Source organism: Ruania halotolerans, from assembly GCF_021049285.1.
In the GTDB taxonomy this organism is placed as follows: Bacteria; Actinomycetota; Actinomycetes; order Actinomycetales; family Beutenbergiaceae; genus Ruania; species Ruania halotolerans.
In genome coordinates this window covers 714603-732249 of the sequence record NZ_CP088017.1, presented here as the reverse complement: position 1 = coordinate 732249, position 17647 = coordinate 714603, and the positions used below count along the sequence as shown (strand labels likewise).

At 67.8% G+C, this 17647-nt stretch carries 15 protein-coding genes, 1 tRNA gene and 1 pseudogene; 7 read left to right on the top strand and 10 right to left on the bottom strand.

Annotation, left to right across the window (positions count from 1 at the left end; genetic code table 11):
• The first annotated feature begins 126 nt into the window (after nt 1-126).
• From LQF10_RS03155 to LQF10_RS03145, 3 genes are all read left to right on the top strand, one after another.
• The gene (locus LQF10_RS03155) at nt 127-2616 is read left to right on the top strand and encodes a penicillin-binding protein (RefSeq protein WP_231066051.1); all 2490 of its coding nucleotides are present in this window, start codon (nt 127-129) and stop codon (nt 2614-2616) included.
• Nucleotides 2617-2631: 15 nt separating this feature from the next.
• Entirely contained in the window at nt 2632-3579 is a 948-nt protein-coding gene (locus LQF10_RS03150) for a metallophosphoesterase (RefSeq protein WP_231066050.1), read from the top strand.
• 149 nt (nt 3580-3728) lie between these two features.
• Nucleotides 3729-3802, top strand: a tRNA-Pro gene (locus tag LQF10_RS03145).
• Between the two features lie 108 nt (nt 3803-3910).
• Here LQF10_RS03145 and LQF10_RS03140 read toward each other — a convergent pair.
• Nucleotides 3911-4357 (bottom strand): nuclear transport factor 2 family protein, encoded by a 447-nt coding sequence (locus LQF10_RS03140; protein WP_231066049.1) that lies wholly within the window; start codon nt 4355-4357, stop codon nt 3911-3913.
• A gap of 59 nt (nt 4358-4416) precedes the next feature.
• Here LQF10_RS03140 and LQF10_RS03135 point away from each other — a divergent pair, with 59 nt between their 5' ends.
• Nucleotides 4417-4899 (top strand): MarR family winged helix-turn-helix transcriptional regulator, encoded by a 483-nt coding sequence (locus tag LQF10_RS03135; RefSeq protein ID WP_231066048.1) that lies wholly within the window; start codon nt 4417-4419, stop codon nt 4897-4899.
• A 24-nt stretch (nt 4900-4923) separates the two neighbouring features.
• Here the strand turns inward: LQF10_RS03135 and LQF10_RS03130 are convergent, their stop codons facing one another.
• The gene (locus LQF10_RS03130) at nt 4924-6216 is read right to left on the bottom strand and encodes a uracil-xanthine permease family protein (RefSeq protein ID WP_231066047.1); all 1293 of its coding nucleotides are present in this window, start codon (nt 6214-6216) and stop codon (nt 4924-4926) included.
• A 224-nt stretch (nt 6217-6440) separates the two neighbouring features.
• On the opposite strand from LQF10_RS03130, the gene LQF10_RS03125 reads away from it, so the two are divergent.
• Nucleotides 6441-6920 carry an NUDIX hydrolase gene (locus tag LQF10_RS03125; protein WP_231066046.1) on the top strand — a complete coding sequence of 160 codons (480 nt, stop codon included), beginning with the start codon at nt 6441-6443 and terminating at the stop codon, nt 6918-6920.
• Nucleotides 6921-6983: 63 nt separating this feature from the next.
• Here the strand turns inward: LQF10_RS03125 and LQF10_RS03120 are convergent, their stop codons facing one another.
• The 6 genes from LQF10_RS03120 to LQF10_RS03095 all read right to left on the bottom strand — a co-directional run bounded on the left by LQF10_RS03120 (nt 6984) and on the right by LQF10_RS03095 (nt 13750).
• Nucleotides 6984-8123, bottom strand: coding sequence for a low temperature requirement protein A (locus tag LQF10_RS03120; protein ID WP_231066045.1), 1140 nt, complete (start codon nt 8121-8123; stop codon nt 6984-6986).
• 87 nt (nt 8124-8210) lie between these two features.
• Nucleotides 8211-8540 carry a nuclear transport factor 2 family protein gene (locus tag LQF10_RS03115; RefSeq protein WP_231066044.1) on the bottom strand — a complete coding sequence of 110 codons (330 nt, stop codon included), beginning with the start codon at nt 8538-8540 and terminating at the stop codon, nt 8211-8213.
• Between the two features lie 230 nt (nt 8541-8770).
• A complete protein-coding gene (locus LQF10_RS03110) occupies nt 8771-9850 on the bottom strand; it encodes a 3-deoxy-7-phosphoheptulonate synthase (RefSeq protein ID WP_231066043.1) in 1080 nt (359 codons plus the stop codon).
• Nucleotides 9851-10132: 282 nt separating this feature from the next.
• A complete protein-coding gene (locus LQF10_RS03105) occupies nt 10133-11260 on the bottom strand; it encodes a bifunctional 2-methylcitrate synthase/citrate synthase (RefSeq protein ID WP_231066042.1) in 1128 nt (375 codons plus the stop codon).
• Between the two features lie 41 nt (nt 11261-11301).
• Nucleotides 11302-12201, bottom strand: coding sequence for a methylisocitrate lyase (gene prpB, locus LQF10_RS03100; protein ID WP_231066041.1), 900 nt, complete (start codon nt 12199-12201; stop codon nt 11302-11304).
• Nucleotides 12202-12232: 31 nt separating this feature from the next.
• On the bottom strand, nt 12233-13750 hold the full coding sequence (locus LQF10_RS03095) for an MmgE/PrpD family protein (protein WP_231066040.1): 1518 nt from the start codon (nt 13748-13750) through the stop codon (nt 12233-12235).
• A gap of 220 nt (nt 13751-13970) precedes the next feature.
• Between LQF10_RS03095 and LQF10_RS03090 the strand changes: the two genes are divergently transcribed.
• Nucleotides 13971-14693, top strand: a complete 723-nt coding sequence (locus LQF10_RS03090) for a copper resistance CopC family protein (protein WP_231066039.1) — start codon at nt 13971-13973, stop codon at nt 14691-14693.
• The gene (locus LQF10_RS03085) at nt 14690-16510 is read left to right on the top strand and encodes a S9 family peptidase (protein WP_231066038.1); all 1821 of its coding nucleotides are present in this window, start codon (nt 14690-14692) and stop codon (nt 16508-16510) included. The genes LQF10_RS03090 and LQF10_RS03085 overlap by 4 nt, the downstream gene beginning before the upstream one ends.
• A gap of 106 nt (nt 16511-16616) precedes the next feature.
• Here the strand turns inward: LQF10_RS03085 and LQF10_RS03080 are convergent, their stop codons facing one another.
• Nucleotides 16617-17114 carry a putative endonuclease domain-containing protein gene (locus LQF10_RS03080; protein ID WP_231066037.1) on the bottom strand — a complete coding sequence of 166 codons (498 nt, stop codon included), beginning with the start codon at nt 17112-17114 and terminating at the stop codon, nt 16617-16619.
• Nucleotides 17115-17423: 309 nt separating this feature from the next.
• Nucleotides 17424-17567: pseudogene (locus tag LQF10_RS19435) on the bottom strand (hypothetical protein); the annotation flags it as partial.
• Nucleotides 17568-17647: the final 80 nt, after the last annotated feature.

Below are 17647 nucleotides of genomic sequence, written 5' to 3'. Positions count from 1 at the left end.
TCCCCCGAGGCCCACCCTTGCTGTCAACGTCAGCGATCACAGTCGCCACGAGCGTTATATCTCGAATCCGGCCACAACGAAAGTCGAGATGGGCCACGGGTCAGCCGGGCAACGTACTCTTGGGGTATGGCTCCTCCTTCACGAGCGACCTCTCGCACGGTCAACGTGGCGCAGTTGGTCTCCATGTTCCTCGCGTTCCTGATGGTCGCGGGCGTAGGCGGCGTGCTCTCGGCGGGCTTCGTCATGCCGGCCGTGGCCGCCCTCGGTGCGACCACCGACGCCGCCACGCGGATGTTCGACGAACTGCCCACTGAACTGGGCAGCGAGGAACTCTCCGAGCAGAGCGTGATCCTGGCCTCGGACGGTTCGGTGCTCGCGCGCTTCTACCTCGAGGACCGAATCGTGCGGCCGATGGATCGGATCTCCGAGAACGTCCAACTGGCCGTGGTGGCCGTGGAAGACCAGCGCTTCTACGACCATGGCGGGGTGGACCCGGAAGGGATCATGCGTGCCGCCGTCCAGAACGTGCTCGGTATGAGTGATCAGGGCGGGTCGACCCTGACCCAGCAGTACGTGAAGAACGTGCTGATCGAGGCCGGCCGGCGCGCCGAAGATGCCGACGCGATCGCCGCGGCCACCGCACCTACCCTCGGCCGTAAGCTCCGTGAGGCGAAGCTGGCGATCGCATTGGAGCAGCAACGCAGTAAAGACGAGATCCTCGAGGGGTACCTGAACATCGCGCAGTTCGGCCCGTCGCAGTACGGCGTGGAGGCCGCCTCCCGGTACTTCTTCTCGCACAGCGCCGCCGAACTCACCGTGGCCGAGGCCGCACTACTGGCCGGGATCACCCAGAATCCGGCCAAGCACAACCCGGTGGTCAATCCGGAGAACGCACAGATTCGCCGCGACACAGTGCTCCGGCTGATGCTCAACCAGGAGAAGATCACCCAGGAGGAGTTCGACGAAGCCGTCGCCACTCCGATCGAGGACATGCTCGGCGACGATGTACAACGGACCCCGAACGGGTGCGCCACCGCAGGGACAGCGGCGTACTTCTGCGACTACGTCCGGGCCGAGGTACTGCGGAGTCCGGAGTTCGGTGAGACCCAGGCCGATCGTTATCAGCTCCTGGTCCGTGGCGGTCTGCGGATCGAGACCACGATCGACCCGGACATGCAGCAGGACGCCTACGACGCCTTGGTGGAGAACATCCCGATCGACGATGAGTCGGGCGTGTCCACCGCCACGTCCACGGTCGAACCGGGCACCGGACGAATTCTCGCGATGGCGCAGAACACCCCGTACGGCGCGGCCACAGAGGACAACCCACGCGCGACGCAAGTGAACTTCAACACCGACCAGTCCCACGGCGGATCGCGAGGGTTCCAGACCGGCTCGACCTTCAAGGCGTTCATCCTCACGCAGTGGCTCATCGACGGGCACTCACTGAGCGAGCGGGTGGACGGTACTGACAACCAGTCCTTCCCACGCTCCTCCTGGAACACGTGTCTGCCGCAGTTCGTCGATGTCAATGCCTGGGAGCCGGCCAACCTAGAAAGTGCCGGCGGCTCGCAGATGACTGTGCTCGACGCCACGCGCCAGTCGGTGAACACAGCGTTCGCGAATATGTCGAACCAGCTCAATCAGTGCGATATTGCTGACACGGTGCAACGCATGGGTTTCCACCACGCCACAGTCGAACCCGGCGAGCCGTATACCGGTCCGGGCTATGACGAACCGTACGGGGACTACTCGATGGCCGTGGTGCCGTCCATGGCCCTGGGAGCGAACGAGGTGGCACCGCTGACCATGGCGGCCGCCTTCGCCACCTACGCCTCCGGTGGCACCTACTGCACGCCGATCGCGATCGAGCGGGTGGTGAACCAGGACGGTGAAGACATTCCCGTGCCGGACGCGGAATGCAACCAAGTACTCGAACCCCGGGTCGCGAACGCCATGAACTACGCGCTGCAGGAGGTGGCGGGCCCCGGTGGTACAGGCGAGAACGCCCAGCTCTCCGGGCGTCCCATCGCGGGCAAGACCGGGACGGCGAACGACGACTCCGCCGCGTGGTTCGTGGGCTACACACCGCAACTCGCCACGGCTGCCTGGGTGGGGTACTCCGAGGGCACCGGATCGATGATCGGCGAGACGATCAACGGTGTCACCCGTCAGTACTGGTATGGCGGGAACATCGCGGCCCCGATCTGGCAGGACTATATGTCCGAGGCCACCGAGGGCATGGATGTGGAGGAGTTCCCGGAAGCGAACGATCGCGAGATCTACGGTGAGCGCCGCGCGGTGCCCAGTGTGGTCGGGATGAGCCAAAGTGACGCCGAGAGCACGCTGCGCGCCTCCGGATTCCAACCCCGCGCCAGTGCCACCACCTACAGCGACAGCGTGCCTGCAGGTAACGTGATCGGCACCAATCCAGGGGCCGGATCGCAGTTGCGCCCCGGATCCTCCGTGGGGCTGATCATCAGCAACGGGGCCGAACCGGAAGAGGACGAGTCCGATGACGACGACGATGACAACGGCGGCGGTTCGGGCAATGGCGGCGGAAACGGCAATGGCGGCGGGAATGGCAATGGTCGCGGCAACAACGACGACGACTGACACCGACCACTGGTGATGTCTTCCTCAACTCCGTCAGGCCCCGCCCGGGGCGCCCTCACCGCGGTAGGTGCCGTGGCTGCCGTCGGACTCGGTGTGCTCGGCTGGTCCCTTCTCGAAGCTCGGGCCTACACCGTGCGCCAGGTGCGGATCCCGATCCTGGCGCCCACGGCGCCGGAGATCCGGCTACTGCACATCTCGGACCTGCACCTGCTCCCCCGCCAGCACCGCACGATCGCATGGCTGCGCAGTTTGGCGGCACTCGAACCGGATCTGGTGGTCAACACCGGCGACAACATGGCGCACCGCCGCGCCTTGCCCGCGGTGCTGCACGCACTTGAGCCACTCCTGACTCGCCCTGGCGCATTCGTGATGGGCTCCAACGACTACTTCGGCCCGCAGGCGAAAAACCCAGCCCGATACCTCCTCGCCGACCCTCGCCGACCGGACTCTGGCGATCAACCCCCGGAGAATCTGCCTGGGCGGGAGCTGGGCAAGGCGTTCTCCGCCGCCGGGTGGCGAGACCTGACGAATCGGCGCGACACGCTCACCGTTCGAGGCGTCGAGTTCGAGCTGGTCGGAGTCGACGATCCACACCTGGACCGGGACAGCTTCCCTGCTCGCGAGGACGCCCCTTCCGATGCGAGCGCGGCGGTGCGGCTGGGCGTCGCACACGCGCCCTACCAGCGGGTGCTGAACACGATGCACGCGGACGGATGCGAGGTGATCCTCGCCGGTCACACGCACGGCGGGCAACTGTGCGTGCCCGGCTACGGAGCTCTGGTGACCAATTGCGACCTCGACACCAGCCGCGCTAGTGGGCTCAGCGGGTGGCCCGGGACTGCCGGCGATCCCGGTTCTGCATGGCTGCATGTGAGCAACGGGATCGGCACCAGCCCATACACGCCCGTGCGATTCGCGTGCCGGCCGAGCGTCACCCTGGTGACCCTCACTTCGCGAACCTGACCAGCCTGCCGTGCCATGCGGCAGATGCGATCGCGCCGATCGCGCCGATCGCGCCACCGTCGATCCACCACATGCGGGCGAATGTGACCCCGCGCACACGGCCAGTTTCGCTCCAGGGCCGATGCTCCGCTATCCTGGCCAGGCTGCTCCGGGGTGTGGCGCAGCTTGGTAGCGCGCTTCGTTCGGGACGAAGAGGTCGCAGGTTCAAATCCTGTCACCCCGACACACGAACGCTGGCGAGCACCTCCGAACGAGGGGGCGCTCGCCAGCGTTCTATTGTTTGACCCCGAATGGAGCGGAAGGAGCGCAGCGGCGGCTCCCACCACCCGGCCTACCGATCGAACGGCTCGTAGCAGTCGAAGGTCTCCAGACGAACGATCCGCCCGTCCTGAACTGTCGCGAACTGGGCGATATGAGCGGTGAGCATCTGCCCGCGACGGAACGGGCCGGCGTCGGCTGCCACCTCACCCTCCCAGGTCAGGCGGACCGCCACCTCATCCCCCGCTGTCACACATGCGTGCACCGCGTAGCGCTGCACAGCGAGCAGTGACGCCCCAGCCGTGGATGCGGCGATCATGTCCCCGACGGTCGCTGTGGCTCCATCCGGTTTGAGCACATTCGGTCGCTCCACCAGCTCTGCCTCCGGCGCGAAGAGCTCACGCAACTGCTCTCCATGTCCTCCGGATTCCAGCGCCTCGTGGAGCCTGCGGAGCACGGTGAACGGCTCACTCTCGGATGCAGTCGTCGGCGGCGCATCGGCTTCGTTCTGAGTTCTCATATCCACAACCGTAGTTGTTGATCTACGAATGCTCAACCATGGTTGTGCGAAACTGAGGCATGCCTGCCGTCCACCCCGCGTCCCTCGACATCGCCACCCTCGCCTGGCTGACCGGATCGGCCGCCAACGACTACCTGCTCGAGCGGCTGCACCGCCTCGGCCATCAGGGCGTGCGGACGTCGCACGGCTACGTCATCCAGCACCTGATCGACGGCGGGCCCACCGTGACCGAGCTGGCGGCTCATCTGGGCGTCACTCAGCAGGCCGCGTCCAAGTACGTGCGAGAGCTCGAGAGCCTCGGGTACGTGCAGCGCGCAGCCGACGCCGACGATGCGCGAGTCCGGAGGCTGTCGCTGACCGAGCGCGGGCACGAACTCGTCACCGACAGTCGCCAGGCTCGGACCGAACTGGAGTACGCCCTCGTCGAGCGAGCCGGAGCCAGTGCCGTGACGCAGGCCGGAACTGTGCTCAGCCACCTGCTCGATCTGGTCCACGGCACCGACGGCGTCACCCGCCGTGCCACACGCCCGCCGCAGCCGTAGCCACAGGACTGGCGCAGGCTACCGTCAGCCTTCCCTGGCCGCCGACGCCGGGCTCACCGGCTCCGCCGACGTGCCCCGCCACCGGGCGACAGCACGCATGACGTGGTAGATCCCCAGCGCTGCGGCCGTGCCCAGAGCAATACCCTCGAACGTCATATCCCCGGCGACCCACGTGAAGTTCGCGATCCCCACAACCAGCGCGATGCCCGCGGTTGTGAGGTTCACCGGGTCGGAGAAGTCGACCTTGTTCTGCACCCAGATGCGCGCGCCGAGGATGCCGATCAGGCCGTACAGCACTGTGCCAGCACCGCCGAGCACACCGACCGGCACCGTGGCCACCAGCTCGCCGAACTTCGGGGACAGGCTCAGCAACAGCGCGACTCCTGCCGCCACCCAGTACGCGGCCGTCGAGTACACCTTGGTGGCCGCCATGACGCCGATGTTCTCGGCATACGTGGTCGTACCCGAACCGCCGCCGGCGCCGGCGAGCGTCGTCGCCACACCGTCGGCCAGCAGTGCGCGCCCCATCACATCGTCGAGGTTCTCACCGGTCATCGCGGCCACGGACTTCACGTGGCCGACGTTTTCCGCGATCAGCACCAGCACCACCGGCACGAACAGCCCGAGCACCGCGACTTCGAAGTGCGGAGCGGTGAATTGCGGCAGGCCCACCCAGGCGGCATCCTGCACGGCGTCGAAGCCGACCTCACCACGAACCACTGCGACCGCATAGCCCACCAGCACACCGAGCAGGATTGCCAACCGGCCCAGCAGGCCCCGGAACAGCACGGTGATCAGCACGATGGCAGCGATGGTGACCACCGCCGTCACGGGGGCAGACTGCACGTTGTCCCAGGCCGCAGGGGCGAGGTTCAGACCAATCAGTGCCACGATCGTGCCGGTGACGATCGGCGGCATCACTACATCGATCCAGCGCGCCCCGGCGAGATGGACCACGAGGCCTACCATGGCGAGCAACACACCGACCACGAGCACTCCCCCGAGGGCCGAGGCCATCCCTTGCGACGCCGTCGCGGCACCGATGGGGGCGATGAACGCGAAAGACGACCCCAGGTAGCTCGGCACCCGGCCGCGGGTGATCAGCAGGAACCCGGCCGTCCCGATCGCGGAGAAGAACAGCGTGGTCGCCGGCGGGAACCCAGTCAGCAACGGCACCAGGAACGTGGCACCGAACATCGCCACCACATGCTGTGCACCGATGCCGATGGTGCGCGGCCAACTCAATCGCTGCCTGGGCGCCACCACCTCTCCTGGCGCGATGCTCTTTCCGTCCCGGTACACCGTCCAGGTGGGCACAGTTCTCCCTCGTCTCGTCCGAGCGGGCCACGCTCGTGGCCCCGCCAGATCGTAGTGGCCCACGACGGCGGCCCGCGCCTTTCGTAGACCGCGTCACCGTAGGAATCCCCTTCCCAGGTTTGAATCCCGTTGCGCGCCCTCGGTAGCGGATTCGAACCGGGCACGTGGATTCGAATGACAGCGACAGGCGCGGTGGCGCGAGGCACCCGTGCGAGGATCGGTCCATGCCAGTCCCAGATTTCGTCCTCGAACTGCGCCGGCATGTGGGCACCGCACCCCTGTGGCTCTCCGGGGTGAGTGCCGTGGTGCTCGATCCCGAGGGCCGGATCTTGCTGGGGCAGCGGGCCGATACCGGGCGCTGGGCCGTGATCAGCGGAATCCTCGATCCGGGTGAGCAGCCTGCGATAGCAGCGATCCGGGAGGTTGCGGAGGAGACCGGCGTCCGGGCCGAGGCGGACGCGCTGGTCTCGGTGATGAGCGGGGAGCAGATCACCTACCCGAACGGGGACCAGGCCAGTTACCTCGATCTCACCTTCCTGTGCCGGTACATCTCAGGCGAGGCCCACGTGGGCGACGACGAGTCGCTCGACGTGGCCTGGTTCGCCCCGGATGCGCTACCCGCGGATCTGCAGGAGTCCTCTCGGCAGCGCATCGCCGACGCGCTCGCCTACGACCCGGCCGCGGGGACTCGCTTCATCCGCTGATCGCCCTCCCGAACGCTGAGCTCTGCGTGTGGGGCGTGGTGTGCTGTGGGGTGCGGGGCGGGGTCAGGCCGAACGCCGACCGTACGCCGTCAGAGCTGCCAGTGACCCGGTGACGGCGAGCACCGCCAGGCTCAGCACGATCGGTGGGAACTGATCGGCGGTGAGCACGCCCGCGATACCGATCACCACCAACGCCGCCATCGCCACGAACCGGGATCGGGCGAACCGGCCGAACCGCGAACCCAGGTACAGCAGGTTGCCCACCAGGTAGACCAGCGGACCAGCCACGGTCACGATCACCACCGTGGGCGTGAGGTGCTCATGCGAAAGGCGCAGCTCCACGGATACGGCGAACAGGATGGCGCCCAGCACCATGAACGCGTGGGCGTAGGCGAAGGCGGAGCGCAGGGCCGCCGTCGAGGTGTCACCCCCGTGCACATCGTGACCGGCGAGCGCGAAGTAATTCCACCAGAGCACGAACAGGCCGGCGAAGCCGAGGAAGAGGCTGAGCGCGAGTGAGCCCGTGAGGACGCCCTCGTCCACCACCGCACCGCCCATCAGCAGAATTGACTCACCCAGGGCAATGATGAAGACCAGGCGATTACGCTCGGCGAGATGCTCGGCATCGGTGTCCCACAGATGCATCGGGGCCGCGCCCACCCCGGGTACCTTGAAGTTCGCGATCGGCGCCGCGTAATCCACGAGCACCGCAACCAACCAGAGCCACAGCCGCAGATCCGGATCGACGACGGCGCCCGCCACCCAGAAGATGCCGGCACCCAGCGTCCACAGCAGGAGCATCCGGTAGTTCGTGGCCATCTGCTGGCCACGGAAAGCCACCATCATGACCACGGGGCGCAGCACGCCGGCGAACAGGTAGCAGGCCACGAAGAGCCACGCCTTGTCGCCGAAGGCGCTCGGAATCGCCACCGCCATCCCGAGGGAGGCGAGCATCAGCACCCCGGTGATCAGATGCACTGCGGTGCGCCGCGGGTCGAGCCAGTTCATGGCCCACGCGGTGTAATTCCACCCCCACCACACGGCGGCGAACACGATCACGGTCTGCGCCGCGCCATGCCAGGAGAGGTGGTGCAGCAGCAGGTGGGAGAGCTGGATGATCGCGAAGACGTAGACGAGATCGAAGAACAGTTCGGCGGGGCCAACTTCGGAGCGGCGCTCCTGTGGGCGGGCGAGAACAGACATGGGCAGCCTTGGGGACGGGCCGCACTCAGGTGCGGAGCGGGTTCGACGGACTCAGGGGACTCTGACTCGGCGCATGCGCCGCAGAGCTCAGCCCTCGCGGATGGTCATCGAGGCAAGCTTGTCCCCTGCGGTGCGGAACTCGAAGCGGGACAAGCCGTTCGCGTGGGTGCTGCGCCAATCTCCGATGACGACGACGATGTCACCATCGACCGTCACCGACGTGGGAGTCAGCACGCCGGTGGCGCCGATGAACTCCTTGTCGCTCCAGCCCTTGATCTCGGCGCGGCCGGTGAAGATCCGGCCCCAGTCATCGACGAAGCCGTCGGCAGCGAACGCATCGAGGAAGCCGTCCTCGTCGTGGGCGTTGACGGTCTCGATGAACGACGCGACGGGTTCGGGTGCGGACACTGTGGTCATGGCTACTCTCCTTCTGACTGTGGCCAACTCGTGATGCCGACTCACGTGCCGACGCGGCCGGCCCCGGGCAACACTCGTACAGCGGCAGCGTAGCGAAGGGACCCAAGCCGCCGCCTCCGTATCGCCGCCCCTCATAGTGCCGAGCGCCAACCCGTGCGGCGTGTGTTTCAGAACGCCGCACGGGTTGGCGCTCGGGTGAGAGGTGAGCGGCCAGCCAGAGAGACAGCCCGTCACACCCGGCGGCGGGTGGCAGCGGCGATCGCAAGACGCTCGAGCACGCCTTCAGTGACCTCCCAAGACATGCACGCATCCGTGACCGACTGGCCGTACATCAACCCGCTCGGCGCCGGCTCCTGGCGCCCTTCCACGAGGAAGCTCTCCAGCATCACCCCCGCAATGGAGCGCTCCCCGGCAGCGACAGCGTCGGCGATCTCACCGGCCACCTGCGCCTGGCGCACATGGTCCTTCCCGGAGTTTCCGTGGCTGGCGTCCACCATCACACCGGCCCGGCCGACGCCGGCGAGCCGCTCCGCCACCGCACGGACGTGCTCGGCACCGTAGTTCGGTCCGCGGCGCCCGCCACGCAGGATCACGTGCGAGTCCGGGTTACCGGCCGTCTCCACGAGCGCGGCCCGCGCCTGCGTATCCACACCCAGGAATGCCTGCGGCGCGGCGGCGGCCACGCAGGCGTCCACGGCGACCTGCACATCGCCGTCGGAGGAGTTCTTGAACCCCACCGGCATGGACAGCCCGGAGGCGAGCTGGCGGTGCACCTGCGATTCCACAGTGCGGGCGCCGATCGCGCCGTAGCTGACCGTGTCCGCGATGTACTGCGGGGATGTGGTCTCCAGGAACTCACACCCCGCCGGCACCCCTTCGGCGAGCACGTCGAGCAGCACCTGCCGGGCCAGGCGCAAGCCGCGCGGGATGTCGTAGGAGCCGTCCAGGCCAGGATCGTTGATGAGGCCCTTCCACCCGGTGGTGGTGCGCGGCTTCTCGAAGTAGACCCGCATCACCAGCACGAGGTCGTCGCTGAACCGAGAGGCCACCCTGGCCAGCCGGCTCGCGTACTCGATGGCGGCGACCGGATCGTGCACACTGCACGGGCCGACCATCACGAGCAGCCGGTCATCGGCCCCGGCGAGCACGTCGGCGGCATCGGCCCGAGCGCTGGCCACGAGCTCTGCCACCGAGGCGGGAAGGGGCAGCTCGGCGAGCACTTCGCCGGGGGTGGGGAGCGGATCCATGCGGCGCACCCGTAGGTCACCCGTGTCCGCGGCAGTCCGTTCGGCGGTGGGAGTGGTGGTCATCAGTGGTTCCTCACAGTGTGGAGGCGAACTCACCGATGCTCCGGAGCGCCCGCCTCAATGGCGAAGGGCGCGGACCTCATGGTCCACGCCCTGGTCGGCTCCGGATGCGCGCGTCAGCTGGTCGCGGCGGCCGGAGCCGACACAAACCAATACCAACGAACCGAATGCATGGCTGAGACCCTACACCACCCTGTCAGCTCGCCCCGTCCGCCGTTCAGCCGAACGCCACCCTGTGCGAGAGCAACCGGTGGCGGGCCGCACGCGTGTGCGTTCGGCACGGGATCACGAGGCCGGCGGCACTTCCCGCTGCTCCGGGCCGACGTACTCGCTCAACGGCCGGATCAGAGAATTGGCCTCCAACTGCTCCATGATGTGGGCGGTCCACCCGGTCACCCGGGAGGCAACGAACAGTGGTGTGAAGGTGGGCGTATCGAAGCCCATCAGGTGGTAGGCGGGGCCAGCCGGGTAGTCGAGGTTCGGCAGGATGTTCTTGCGCGAGGTCATCGCCTGCTCAAGGGCAGCGTAGAGATCGCCCATATCCTGCCTGCCGGAGTGCTCGACCAGATCGTCCAGCACCGCCTTCATCGTGGGTACGCGGGAATCGCCGTTCTTGTAGACGCGGTGCCCGAATCCCATGATCTTGCGCTTCTCGGCGAGGGCGGCCTCCAGCCACTCGTCAGCCTTCTCGGCATCGCCGATCTCCTCGAAGACGGCCATCACTGCCTCGTTCGCACCACCGTGCAGCGGTCCCTTGAGCGCACCGACCGCCCCGGTCACCGCCGAGTACAGGTCCGACAACGTGGACGTGATCACCCGCGCCGTGAAGGTGGAGGCATTGAATGAATGCTCGGCGTACAGGATCATCGAGACGTTGAACGCCTGCTCCACCGCCGGCGCCGGTTCACTCCCGAAGGTCATCCAGAGGAAGTTCGCCGAGTAGCCCAGATCCGCGCGCGGCTCGATCAGATCCTCGCCGCGGCGGCGGCGCTGGTCGTAGGCCACGATCGCCGGGAGCTGGGCGAAGAGGTACATCGCGCGCCCCTCGTTGAGGGTGCGGTCGGTCAGCCCATCCGGCTGCAACAGTGTGTCATCGAAGGTGCCCAACTGGCTGACTGCCGTGCGCACCACGTCCATCGGATGGGCCGTCGTCGGCAAGGCGTCGATGAGCTCTCGCGTGCGCGAATCGAGTGGGCGCAGTGATCGCTCGAGCTTCTCGAACTCGGCCAATTCGTCCGGCCCGGGCAGCTCCCCATGCCAGAGCAGGTGGGCGACCTCCTCGAACGAGCAGTGCTCGGCCAGCTCCTGCACGGGATAGCCGCGATAGAGCAGCGAGTTGGTCTCGGGGTTGACCTTCGAGATCGCGGTGGTGTCCACCACCACGCCTGCCAGGCCCTTGTGCATGTCAGTCATGTGTCCTCCTCATTGTCGGCATAGCTGCGTCAGGAGTTCAGTCAGGAGTTCGTCGGGCCCCGGTAGACGGAGGCGTCGAATGCCTCGTACCCGGCGTAGTCCACCAGTTCATACAGGCGTGTGCGGGTCTGCATCCGCTCCACCAGGTTCACCTGGGAGCCGGCGGCGGCGATCTCGTCCAGGCCTGCCTCGGCAGCGCCCATGGCGAGCCGGAAAAGAGTCACCGGGTAGATCACGATCTGCACCCCGGCGTCGGCGAGCTGACCGGTGGTGAGGAGCTCGGACTTGCCGAACTCGGTCATATTCGCCAGCACAGGCACGTCCACCGCGGATGCGATCGCCTCGAACTCACGCTGGTCACGCATCGCCTCGGCGAAGATCGCATCCGCCCCCGCATCCACGTAGGCCTTCGCCCGTTCGACGGCGGCCCCCACCCCTTCCAGGGCGCGCACGTCGGTGCGTGCCATCAGGAGGAAGTCTGGGTCACGCCGGGCCTTCACGGCCGCCTCGATCCGTTGGACGGCCGTGGGGAGGTCCACCACGGACTTTCCTTCGAGATGACCGCACCGCTTGGGATTGACCTGGTCTTCGATGTGGCAGCCCGCCAAGCCTGCGTCCTCGAGAGTCTGCACGGTCCGTGCGAGGTTCAGTGGTTCACCGAATCCGGTATCCGCATCCACGATCGTGGGCAGGTCGGTCATCCGGGCGATCTGCCCCGACCGCATGGCCACCTCCGGCAATGTGGTCAGGCCGATGTCCGGCAGGCCCAGGTCGGCAGCGAGAACGGCGCCGGAGACGTAGACGCCCTCGAAGCCCTTCTCCGCGATCAGCCGGGCGCTGAGGGGGTTCAGAGCCCCAGGAAACCGCAGCAAGCGGCCCGTAGCGAGGTCGGCGCGCAACCGGGCACGCTTGGCCGCCGGTGTGCTCTGTGCGTGCAGCATCAGTGCCCCTTCTCGCGATCGGTGCGGGCCATCAGAACAGTCCCTTCGGGTTACGCACTGTGCCGAGGAGGCCGGGGCGTGCGGCCACGGTGAGGCCCACCACCTCTTCGGTGGTGAGCTCGGGCAGGCGCTGGACCAACTCGAGAAAGCGAGAGATCTCCTCAGGCTCACAGACGCCGTCGGCAAGCGTGCGGAACTTCTCCACGTACTGGGCTCGGGCGAACGGCCGCGCGCCCAGGGGGTGCGCATCGGCCATTGCGATCTCCTCGACGATCGTGCGCCCATCGGTGAGGGTGATCTCCATCCGCCCCCCGAACGCCTTCTCAGCCGGATCCTCACTGTGGTAGCGCCGAGTCCACTCGGGATCTTCAGCCGTGGTGATCTTGCGCCACAGCTCCACCGTGTCCGCCCGGCCGGCGCGCTCAGGGGCGTAGGAAGCCTCGTGATGCCAGGCGCCGTCCTGCAGGGCGACCGCCACGATGTAGGGAATCGAGTGGTCCAGGGTCTCCCTGCTCGCATTCGGGTCGTACTTCTGCGGATCGTTCGCGCCGGAACCGATCACGTAGTGCGTGTGGTGACTAGTGTGGATCACGATGCCGGCCACGTTCGTCGGGTCGGTCAACTCCGGGTGGGTGCGGTGCAACCGGCGGGCCAGATCGATGAGCGCCTGGGACTGGTATTCGGCCGAGTGCTCCTTGGTGTAGGTGCGCAGGATCGCCGTCTTCGCCTCCCCCGGGGCCGGCAGAGTGACCTGATAGCGCGCGTCCGGGCCATCGAGCAGCCAGGCGATCACGCCGTCCTCGCCCTCATAGATCGGCTCCGGTGAACTCTGCCCGCGCATCGCCCGGTCCACCGACTCCACCGCCACCTTGCCTGCGAACGCGGGGGCGTAGGCCTTCCACGAGGAGATCTGCCCCTTGCGGGACTGGCGGGTGGCGGTGCACGTGTGCAGAGCCTGTCCGATCGCCTGGAAGATCGTGGTGACGTCCAGGCCGAGCAGGGTACCGATACCGGCGGCGGCGCTCGGGCCGAGGTGGGCGATGTGGTCGATCTTGTGCTTGTGCAGGCTGATCGCTGCTACCAGATCCACCTGAATCTGGTAGCCGACGGTGATCGCCCGGACGAGATCGGCACCACTGGCGCCGGTGTGCTGCGCCACGGCGAGGATGGGGGGGATGTTGTCTCCCGGGTGGGAGTAGTCGGCGGCGAGGAAGGTGTCGTGATAGTCGAGCTCACGCACGGCCACGCCGTTCGCCCAGGCGGCCCACTCCGGGCTGACGCGAAGGTCGGAACTGCGCCCGAAGACGGTGGCCCCGGCAGAGTAGGGGTGGGCGAGCGCCTGTGCCCGGGCGGCCACCACCGGTTCGCGCAGCAGCGAGGCAGCGGCGACGGCGGCGTTGTCGATGATCCGATTGATCACCATGTCCACCACATCACCGGGAACGGGCGCGGGATCGGAGGCAACCTCAGCCAACTTCCAGGCCAGTTGCTCGGTGCGTGGCAGGCCCTCAGCGCTGGCGCGGGGCCGGACCTCATGAGTGATCGGCATCGTCGACCTTTCCGGAGAGAGTGCTAGCGGGCGAGAGGATGCGGGCCGGAGCGCCCATCGTTGCCTGCGGTACTCATGGCAATGTATCCATATCGAACTCCTCTCCGCGCGCCCACTGCCCAGTCGCCCAGGTGCCTTGGAGGGTGGGCAGCGGCGCACAGGCGGAACGAGTGACGGCGCTCACGACCGTGCCACCCCCGAGCCGCCGTAGGCTGAGGTCATGTCCGTACACTCCGGCTCTCGACCCGGCAGCAGCGCTCCTCGGCGGACGCTCCGCGCCGCCCTCACCCTGTCCTTGGCTGCCCTCTCGGCCGGCCTGCTGGGCACCATCACCGCATCTCCGGCGGCCGCGCACAGTGCGCTGATCTCCTCTGATCCGGAGGATGGCGCCACGCTCAGCACGGCGCCGGAGTCGCTGCTGCTCACGTTCAACGAGGACATCCTCGAGATGGGCACGAGTATCGAGATCACCGGGCCGGACAGCGCCGACGTCACCGACGGTGAGCCCGAGTTGGATGGTCCCGACGTCCGCCAGCGGCTGGTCGCGGATCTGCCGGCCGGTGAGTACGTGGTGATCTGGCGCGTGGTCTCGGCCGACGGGCATCCCATCGACGGCGAGCTCACCTTCACGGCCGAGGAGGGACTGGGGGTCACCGGCTCCGAAGGTGAGGCCGGTGGTGAGAGCGAGCCGACCGAGACATCCGAGGCGGAGACCGCGAACCAGGAGCCCTCCGAAGAGATCACTGAGTCCTCTGACGAGGACGCCGCCAGCGACTCCGCCGAGCCCAGCGATACGCCTGCGGACGGCATGGACACCGGCACCTCCGACGAGAGCGAAGGCGATGGCCCATCCGCCGGGCGGATCGCCCTGTTTGCGGTCATTGCGCTCGGGGTGATCGGCGCCGTTGCCGCCACCGTGGTGCGATTCCGGCGCAATTCATGACCACGCTCTCCCCGGGGCCCTCGGCCTGGCCGCCGCCGGACTGGGAACGACGGTTCCGCGCGCGCCGGGTCGGCCTGCCCGAGTGGGCAGCGCAAGCACCGGACCGTGCCGTGGTGGTTGCCAGTGTGGGCGGCACCCTGGAAGTGCACTCCTGGACGCCGTCCACGCGCACCCTGGTGCGCGCTACGGAGCGCACGAACGGCACAACTGATGCCACGATCGACCCGCTCGGCACCTGGATCTGGTGGTTCGACGACACCGACGGCGATGAGTTCGGCCAGTGGCGGCGCCAGCCGTTCGGCTCCCCCGCCTACACGCGCGCCGAACGTCCTATCCCGTTGCCGGATGCCTACGACGCCGGGCTCCTCCTCGCCGAGGACGGGACCGTCGTCGTGGGCCGTAGTGGTGACTTCGGCACCCAGGTGCACGCGCTCTATGTGGGGCCTGCGGCCGCAGGGACGAGCCCGCGCCTGCTGTACGCGCACACGGAGCCGGCCGAGGCGGCGGCGCTGAGCCGGGACGGGAACCTCGTCGCACTCGAGCATTCAGAACGTGGCGACTCCCGGCACCCGGCACTGCGCGTGCTGCGAGCGGACACCGGAGCCACGCTCGCCGACCTCGACGACGGCCCCGGGCACGGACTCTTCGCCCTGGACTTTGCCCCGATTCCCGGCGACACTCGCCTGTTGGTACGCCACGAACGCACGGACGTGGCCGGCCTGCTGATCTGGGACGTGGCCACCTCGGGTGTGCGGCCAGTCGATCTGGGTCTGCCCGGGGAAGTGGCCGACGCGCAGTGGTACCCGCACGGCCGGTCCCTGCTGATCGCGATGGACCACGAGGCCCGAACACTCACCTACCGGTACGACCTGGCCGATGGGTCGGTGCACCAGGTGGGATCGACCACCGGCACCGTCTCGGGCGCCACGGCTCGTCCCGATGGTGACGTGTGGCTGGCCCGTTCCTCGGCGGCCGAGCCCAGGGACGTCATCGAGGCGAGCACGGGCAAGACCTTGATCACGCTGGGCGAGAACCGGGTGCCGGGTTCGGTCCCGGTGGAGGATGTGTGGGCCGAGGGTCCAGCCGGGCGGGTGCACGCGCTGTTGCGTCGGCCGGTGGAGGGCAGCGAGCCATTCCCCGTGGTGGTGGAAGTGCACGGCGGGCCCACCTGGCACGAATCGGACTCGTTCAGCCCCTATGCCGCGGCGTGGGTGGATCACGGCTACGCGGTGCTGAGCGTGAACTACCGGGGATCCACCGGGTATGGCAATGCCTGGCGCGATGCACTCGAGGGCCGCGTCGGGCACACCGAGCTGGAAGACATCGCTGCCGTGCACGAGGCGCTGGCCGAGGCCGGGGTGGTGGACCGGGAGCGGTCGATCCTCGCCGGAGCCTCCTGGGGTGGATACCTGACGTTGCTCGGGCTGGGCACGCAGCCGGATCGCTGGGCCCTCGGTATCGCTGGTGTGCCGGTGGCCGACTACGTGAGCGCCTACGCAGACGAGATGGACGCGCTGCAGGCGTTCGACCGGTCCCTGTTCGGCGGATCGCCCAGCCAGGTACCGCAGGCCTATACGGACTCCTCGCCGATCACCTACGTGGGGCAGGTACGGGCGCCGGTGCTGATCCTGGCCGGGAAGAATGACCCGCGCTGCCCGTTCAAGCAGATCGAGAACTACGTGGACATGCTGCGCTCGCACGGCGGCGAGGTGGAGTTGTACACCTATGACGCCGGGCACGGGTCCGCAGTGGACGATGAGCGGGTGCGGCAGATGCGGGCGGAGTTGGAATTCGCCACCCGCCATCTCCCGGCCTGACCCTGGCACCTCCCCCCACCTACTGAGACCTCCCCCACCTGCCGAGCGCAAACTACTGCGGCTTCCACTCGGAAAACGCCGCACAGGTTTGCGTCCGGCGGCCGCATTAGGCGGCGACTGCGGCGGTTCCGCGGGCCAGGCTCCGCCGCACCTGGGCAACCATCGTCTGATGGCGACCGAGGTCGGCTCCGGTGAAGCGCAGGAAGAGGGTGCGTCCTGCTGCCAGCACCTCGTTCTGCCGGGCACGATCTCGGTAGACCGCCTCCGGAGCCGCGTGGACCTCGCGACCGTCCATCTCCACAATCAGCCAGGTACCATCGGCCAGCCGCCACCCCATGTCTCCATAGGCCATCACCGCACCGTCGGCGTTGCGCAACGGCACCTGCAACTCGTCCGGTGCGACGTCGGCATCGTGGAAGATGAGACGGGCTCGCGTCTCCAACGGGGACTCGGCGCGACCGTCCACGAGATCCCAGTATTCGTGTGTCCGTGCTGCCCCACGCCTGCCGCGAACCAGCGTCTTCACCCGACGCAATGTTGCGGCGTCGGCCCGTCCCTGGTGGAGAGCCGAGTCCAGCACGCTGAGCGCCGATGCTCGTGTCATCTCGCAGATCGCCTGGGCTAGGGCAAAATCAACCGTCGCGGTCGGGCATCCTCGCGCGACGGTCGTCGTCATGCCATTGTCGAACCGCCGCACCCTGATCGAGTCGCGAGCCGGTGCCCAGTGACCGCGCGGCAACGCCACTTCTGGGGCGAGGTCGATGGGAAGTCCCCAGATATCGTGTAGTGCAAGCGCACACCCGGAGACGGCTACCGAGCAGGGGTAGGCAAGAAGGCCGAGGAACACTGGCCGGAGTCGCCGATGTTCCCAGCCTGTCGGATCATCGATGCTTCCGGTGTCGTAGACGCCGCGGGTGACCCGTCGCCAGCGACCCGAAACGACAAGTCGCGACCGGCGGTCACCGGACACCCCGTACTCGTCGCACTGAGCGGTGGAGATGAGCCCCTCCTGCCGGCGGGCGCACTCATACAATGGGGTTGGGATGCTCTTGGTCATCTACGATCATCGCCACATCGCCGATCACCCGGGTGACCCACCCACGTGGGGTTGTGGACACAGCGACATCCCGCGTGACA

What these genes read in the sequence shown, in the direction of transcription:
- prpB (WP_231066041.1), bottom strand. Translation starts at nt 12,201, where the DNA reads ATGCTGCACGCACAGAGCACACCGGCGGCCAAGCGTGCCCGGTTGCGC.
- LQF10_RS03140 (WP_231066049.1), bottom strand. Translation starts at nt 4,357, where the DNA reads ATGAGAACTCAGAACGAAGCCGATGCGCCGCCGACGACTGCATCCGAG.
- LQF10_RS03095 (WP_231066040.1), bottom strand. Translation starts at nt 13,750, where the DNA reads ATGCCGATCACTCATGAGGTCCGGCCCCGCGCCAGCGCTGAGGGCCTG.
- LQF10_RS03085 (WP_231066038.1), top strand. Translation starts at nt 14,690, where the DNA reads ATGACCACGCTCTCCCCGGGGCCCTCGGCCTGGCCGCCGCCGGACTGG.
- LQF10_RS03110 (WP_231066043.1), bottom strand. Translation starts at nt 9,850, where the DNA reads ATGACCACCACTCCCACCGCCGAACGGACTGCCGCGGACACGGGTGAC.
- LQF10_RS03135 (WP_231066048.1), top strand. Translation starts at nt 4,417, where the DNA reads ATGCCTGCCGTCCACCCCGCGTCCCTCGACATCGCCACCCTCGCCTGG.
- LQF10_RS03115 (WP_231066044.1), bottom strand. Translation starts at nt 8,540, where the DNA reads ATGACCACAGTGTCCGCACCCGAACCCGTCGCGTCGTTCATCGAGACC.
- LQF10_RS03155 (WP_231066051.1), top strand. Translation starts at nt 127, where the DNA reads ATGGCTCCTCCTTCACGAGCGACCTCTCGCACGGTCAACGTGGCGCAG.
- LQF10_RS03120 (WP_231066045.1), bottom strand. Translation starts at nt 8,123, where the DNA reads ATGTCTGTTCTCGCCCGCCCACAGGAGCGCCGCTCCGAAGTTGGCCCC.
- LQF10_RS03125 (WP_231066046.1), top strand. Translation starts at nt 6,441, where the DNA reads ATGCCAGTCCCAGATTTCGTCCTCGAACTGCGCCGGCATGTGGGCACC.
- LQF10_RS03090 (WP_231066039.1), top strand. Translation starts at nt 13,971, where the DNA reads ATGTCCGTACACTCCGGCTCTCGACCCGGCAGCAGCGCTCCTCGGCGG.
- LQF10_RS03080 (WP_231066037.1), bottom strand. Translation starts at nt 17,114, where the DNA reads ATGACACGAGCATCGGCGCTCAGCGTGCTGGACTCGGCTCTCCACCAG.
- LQF10_RS03150 (WP_231066050.1), top strand. Translation starts at nt 2,632, where the DNA reads ATGTCTTCCTCAACTCCGTCAGGCCCCGCCCGGGGCGCCCTCACCGCG.
- LQF10_RS03105 (WP_231066042.1), bottom strand. Translation starts at nt 11,260, where the DNA reads ATGACTGACATGCACAAGGGCCTGGCAGGCGTGGTGGTGGACACCACC.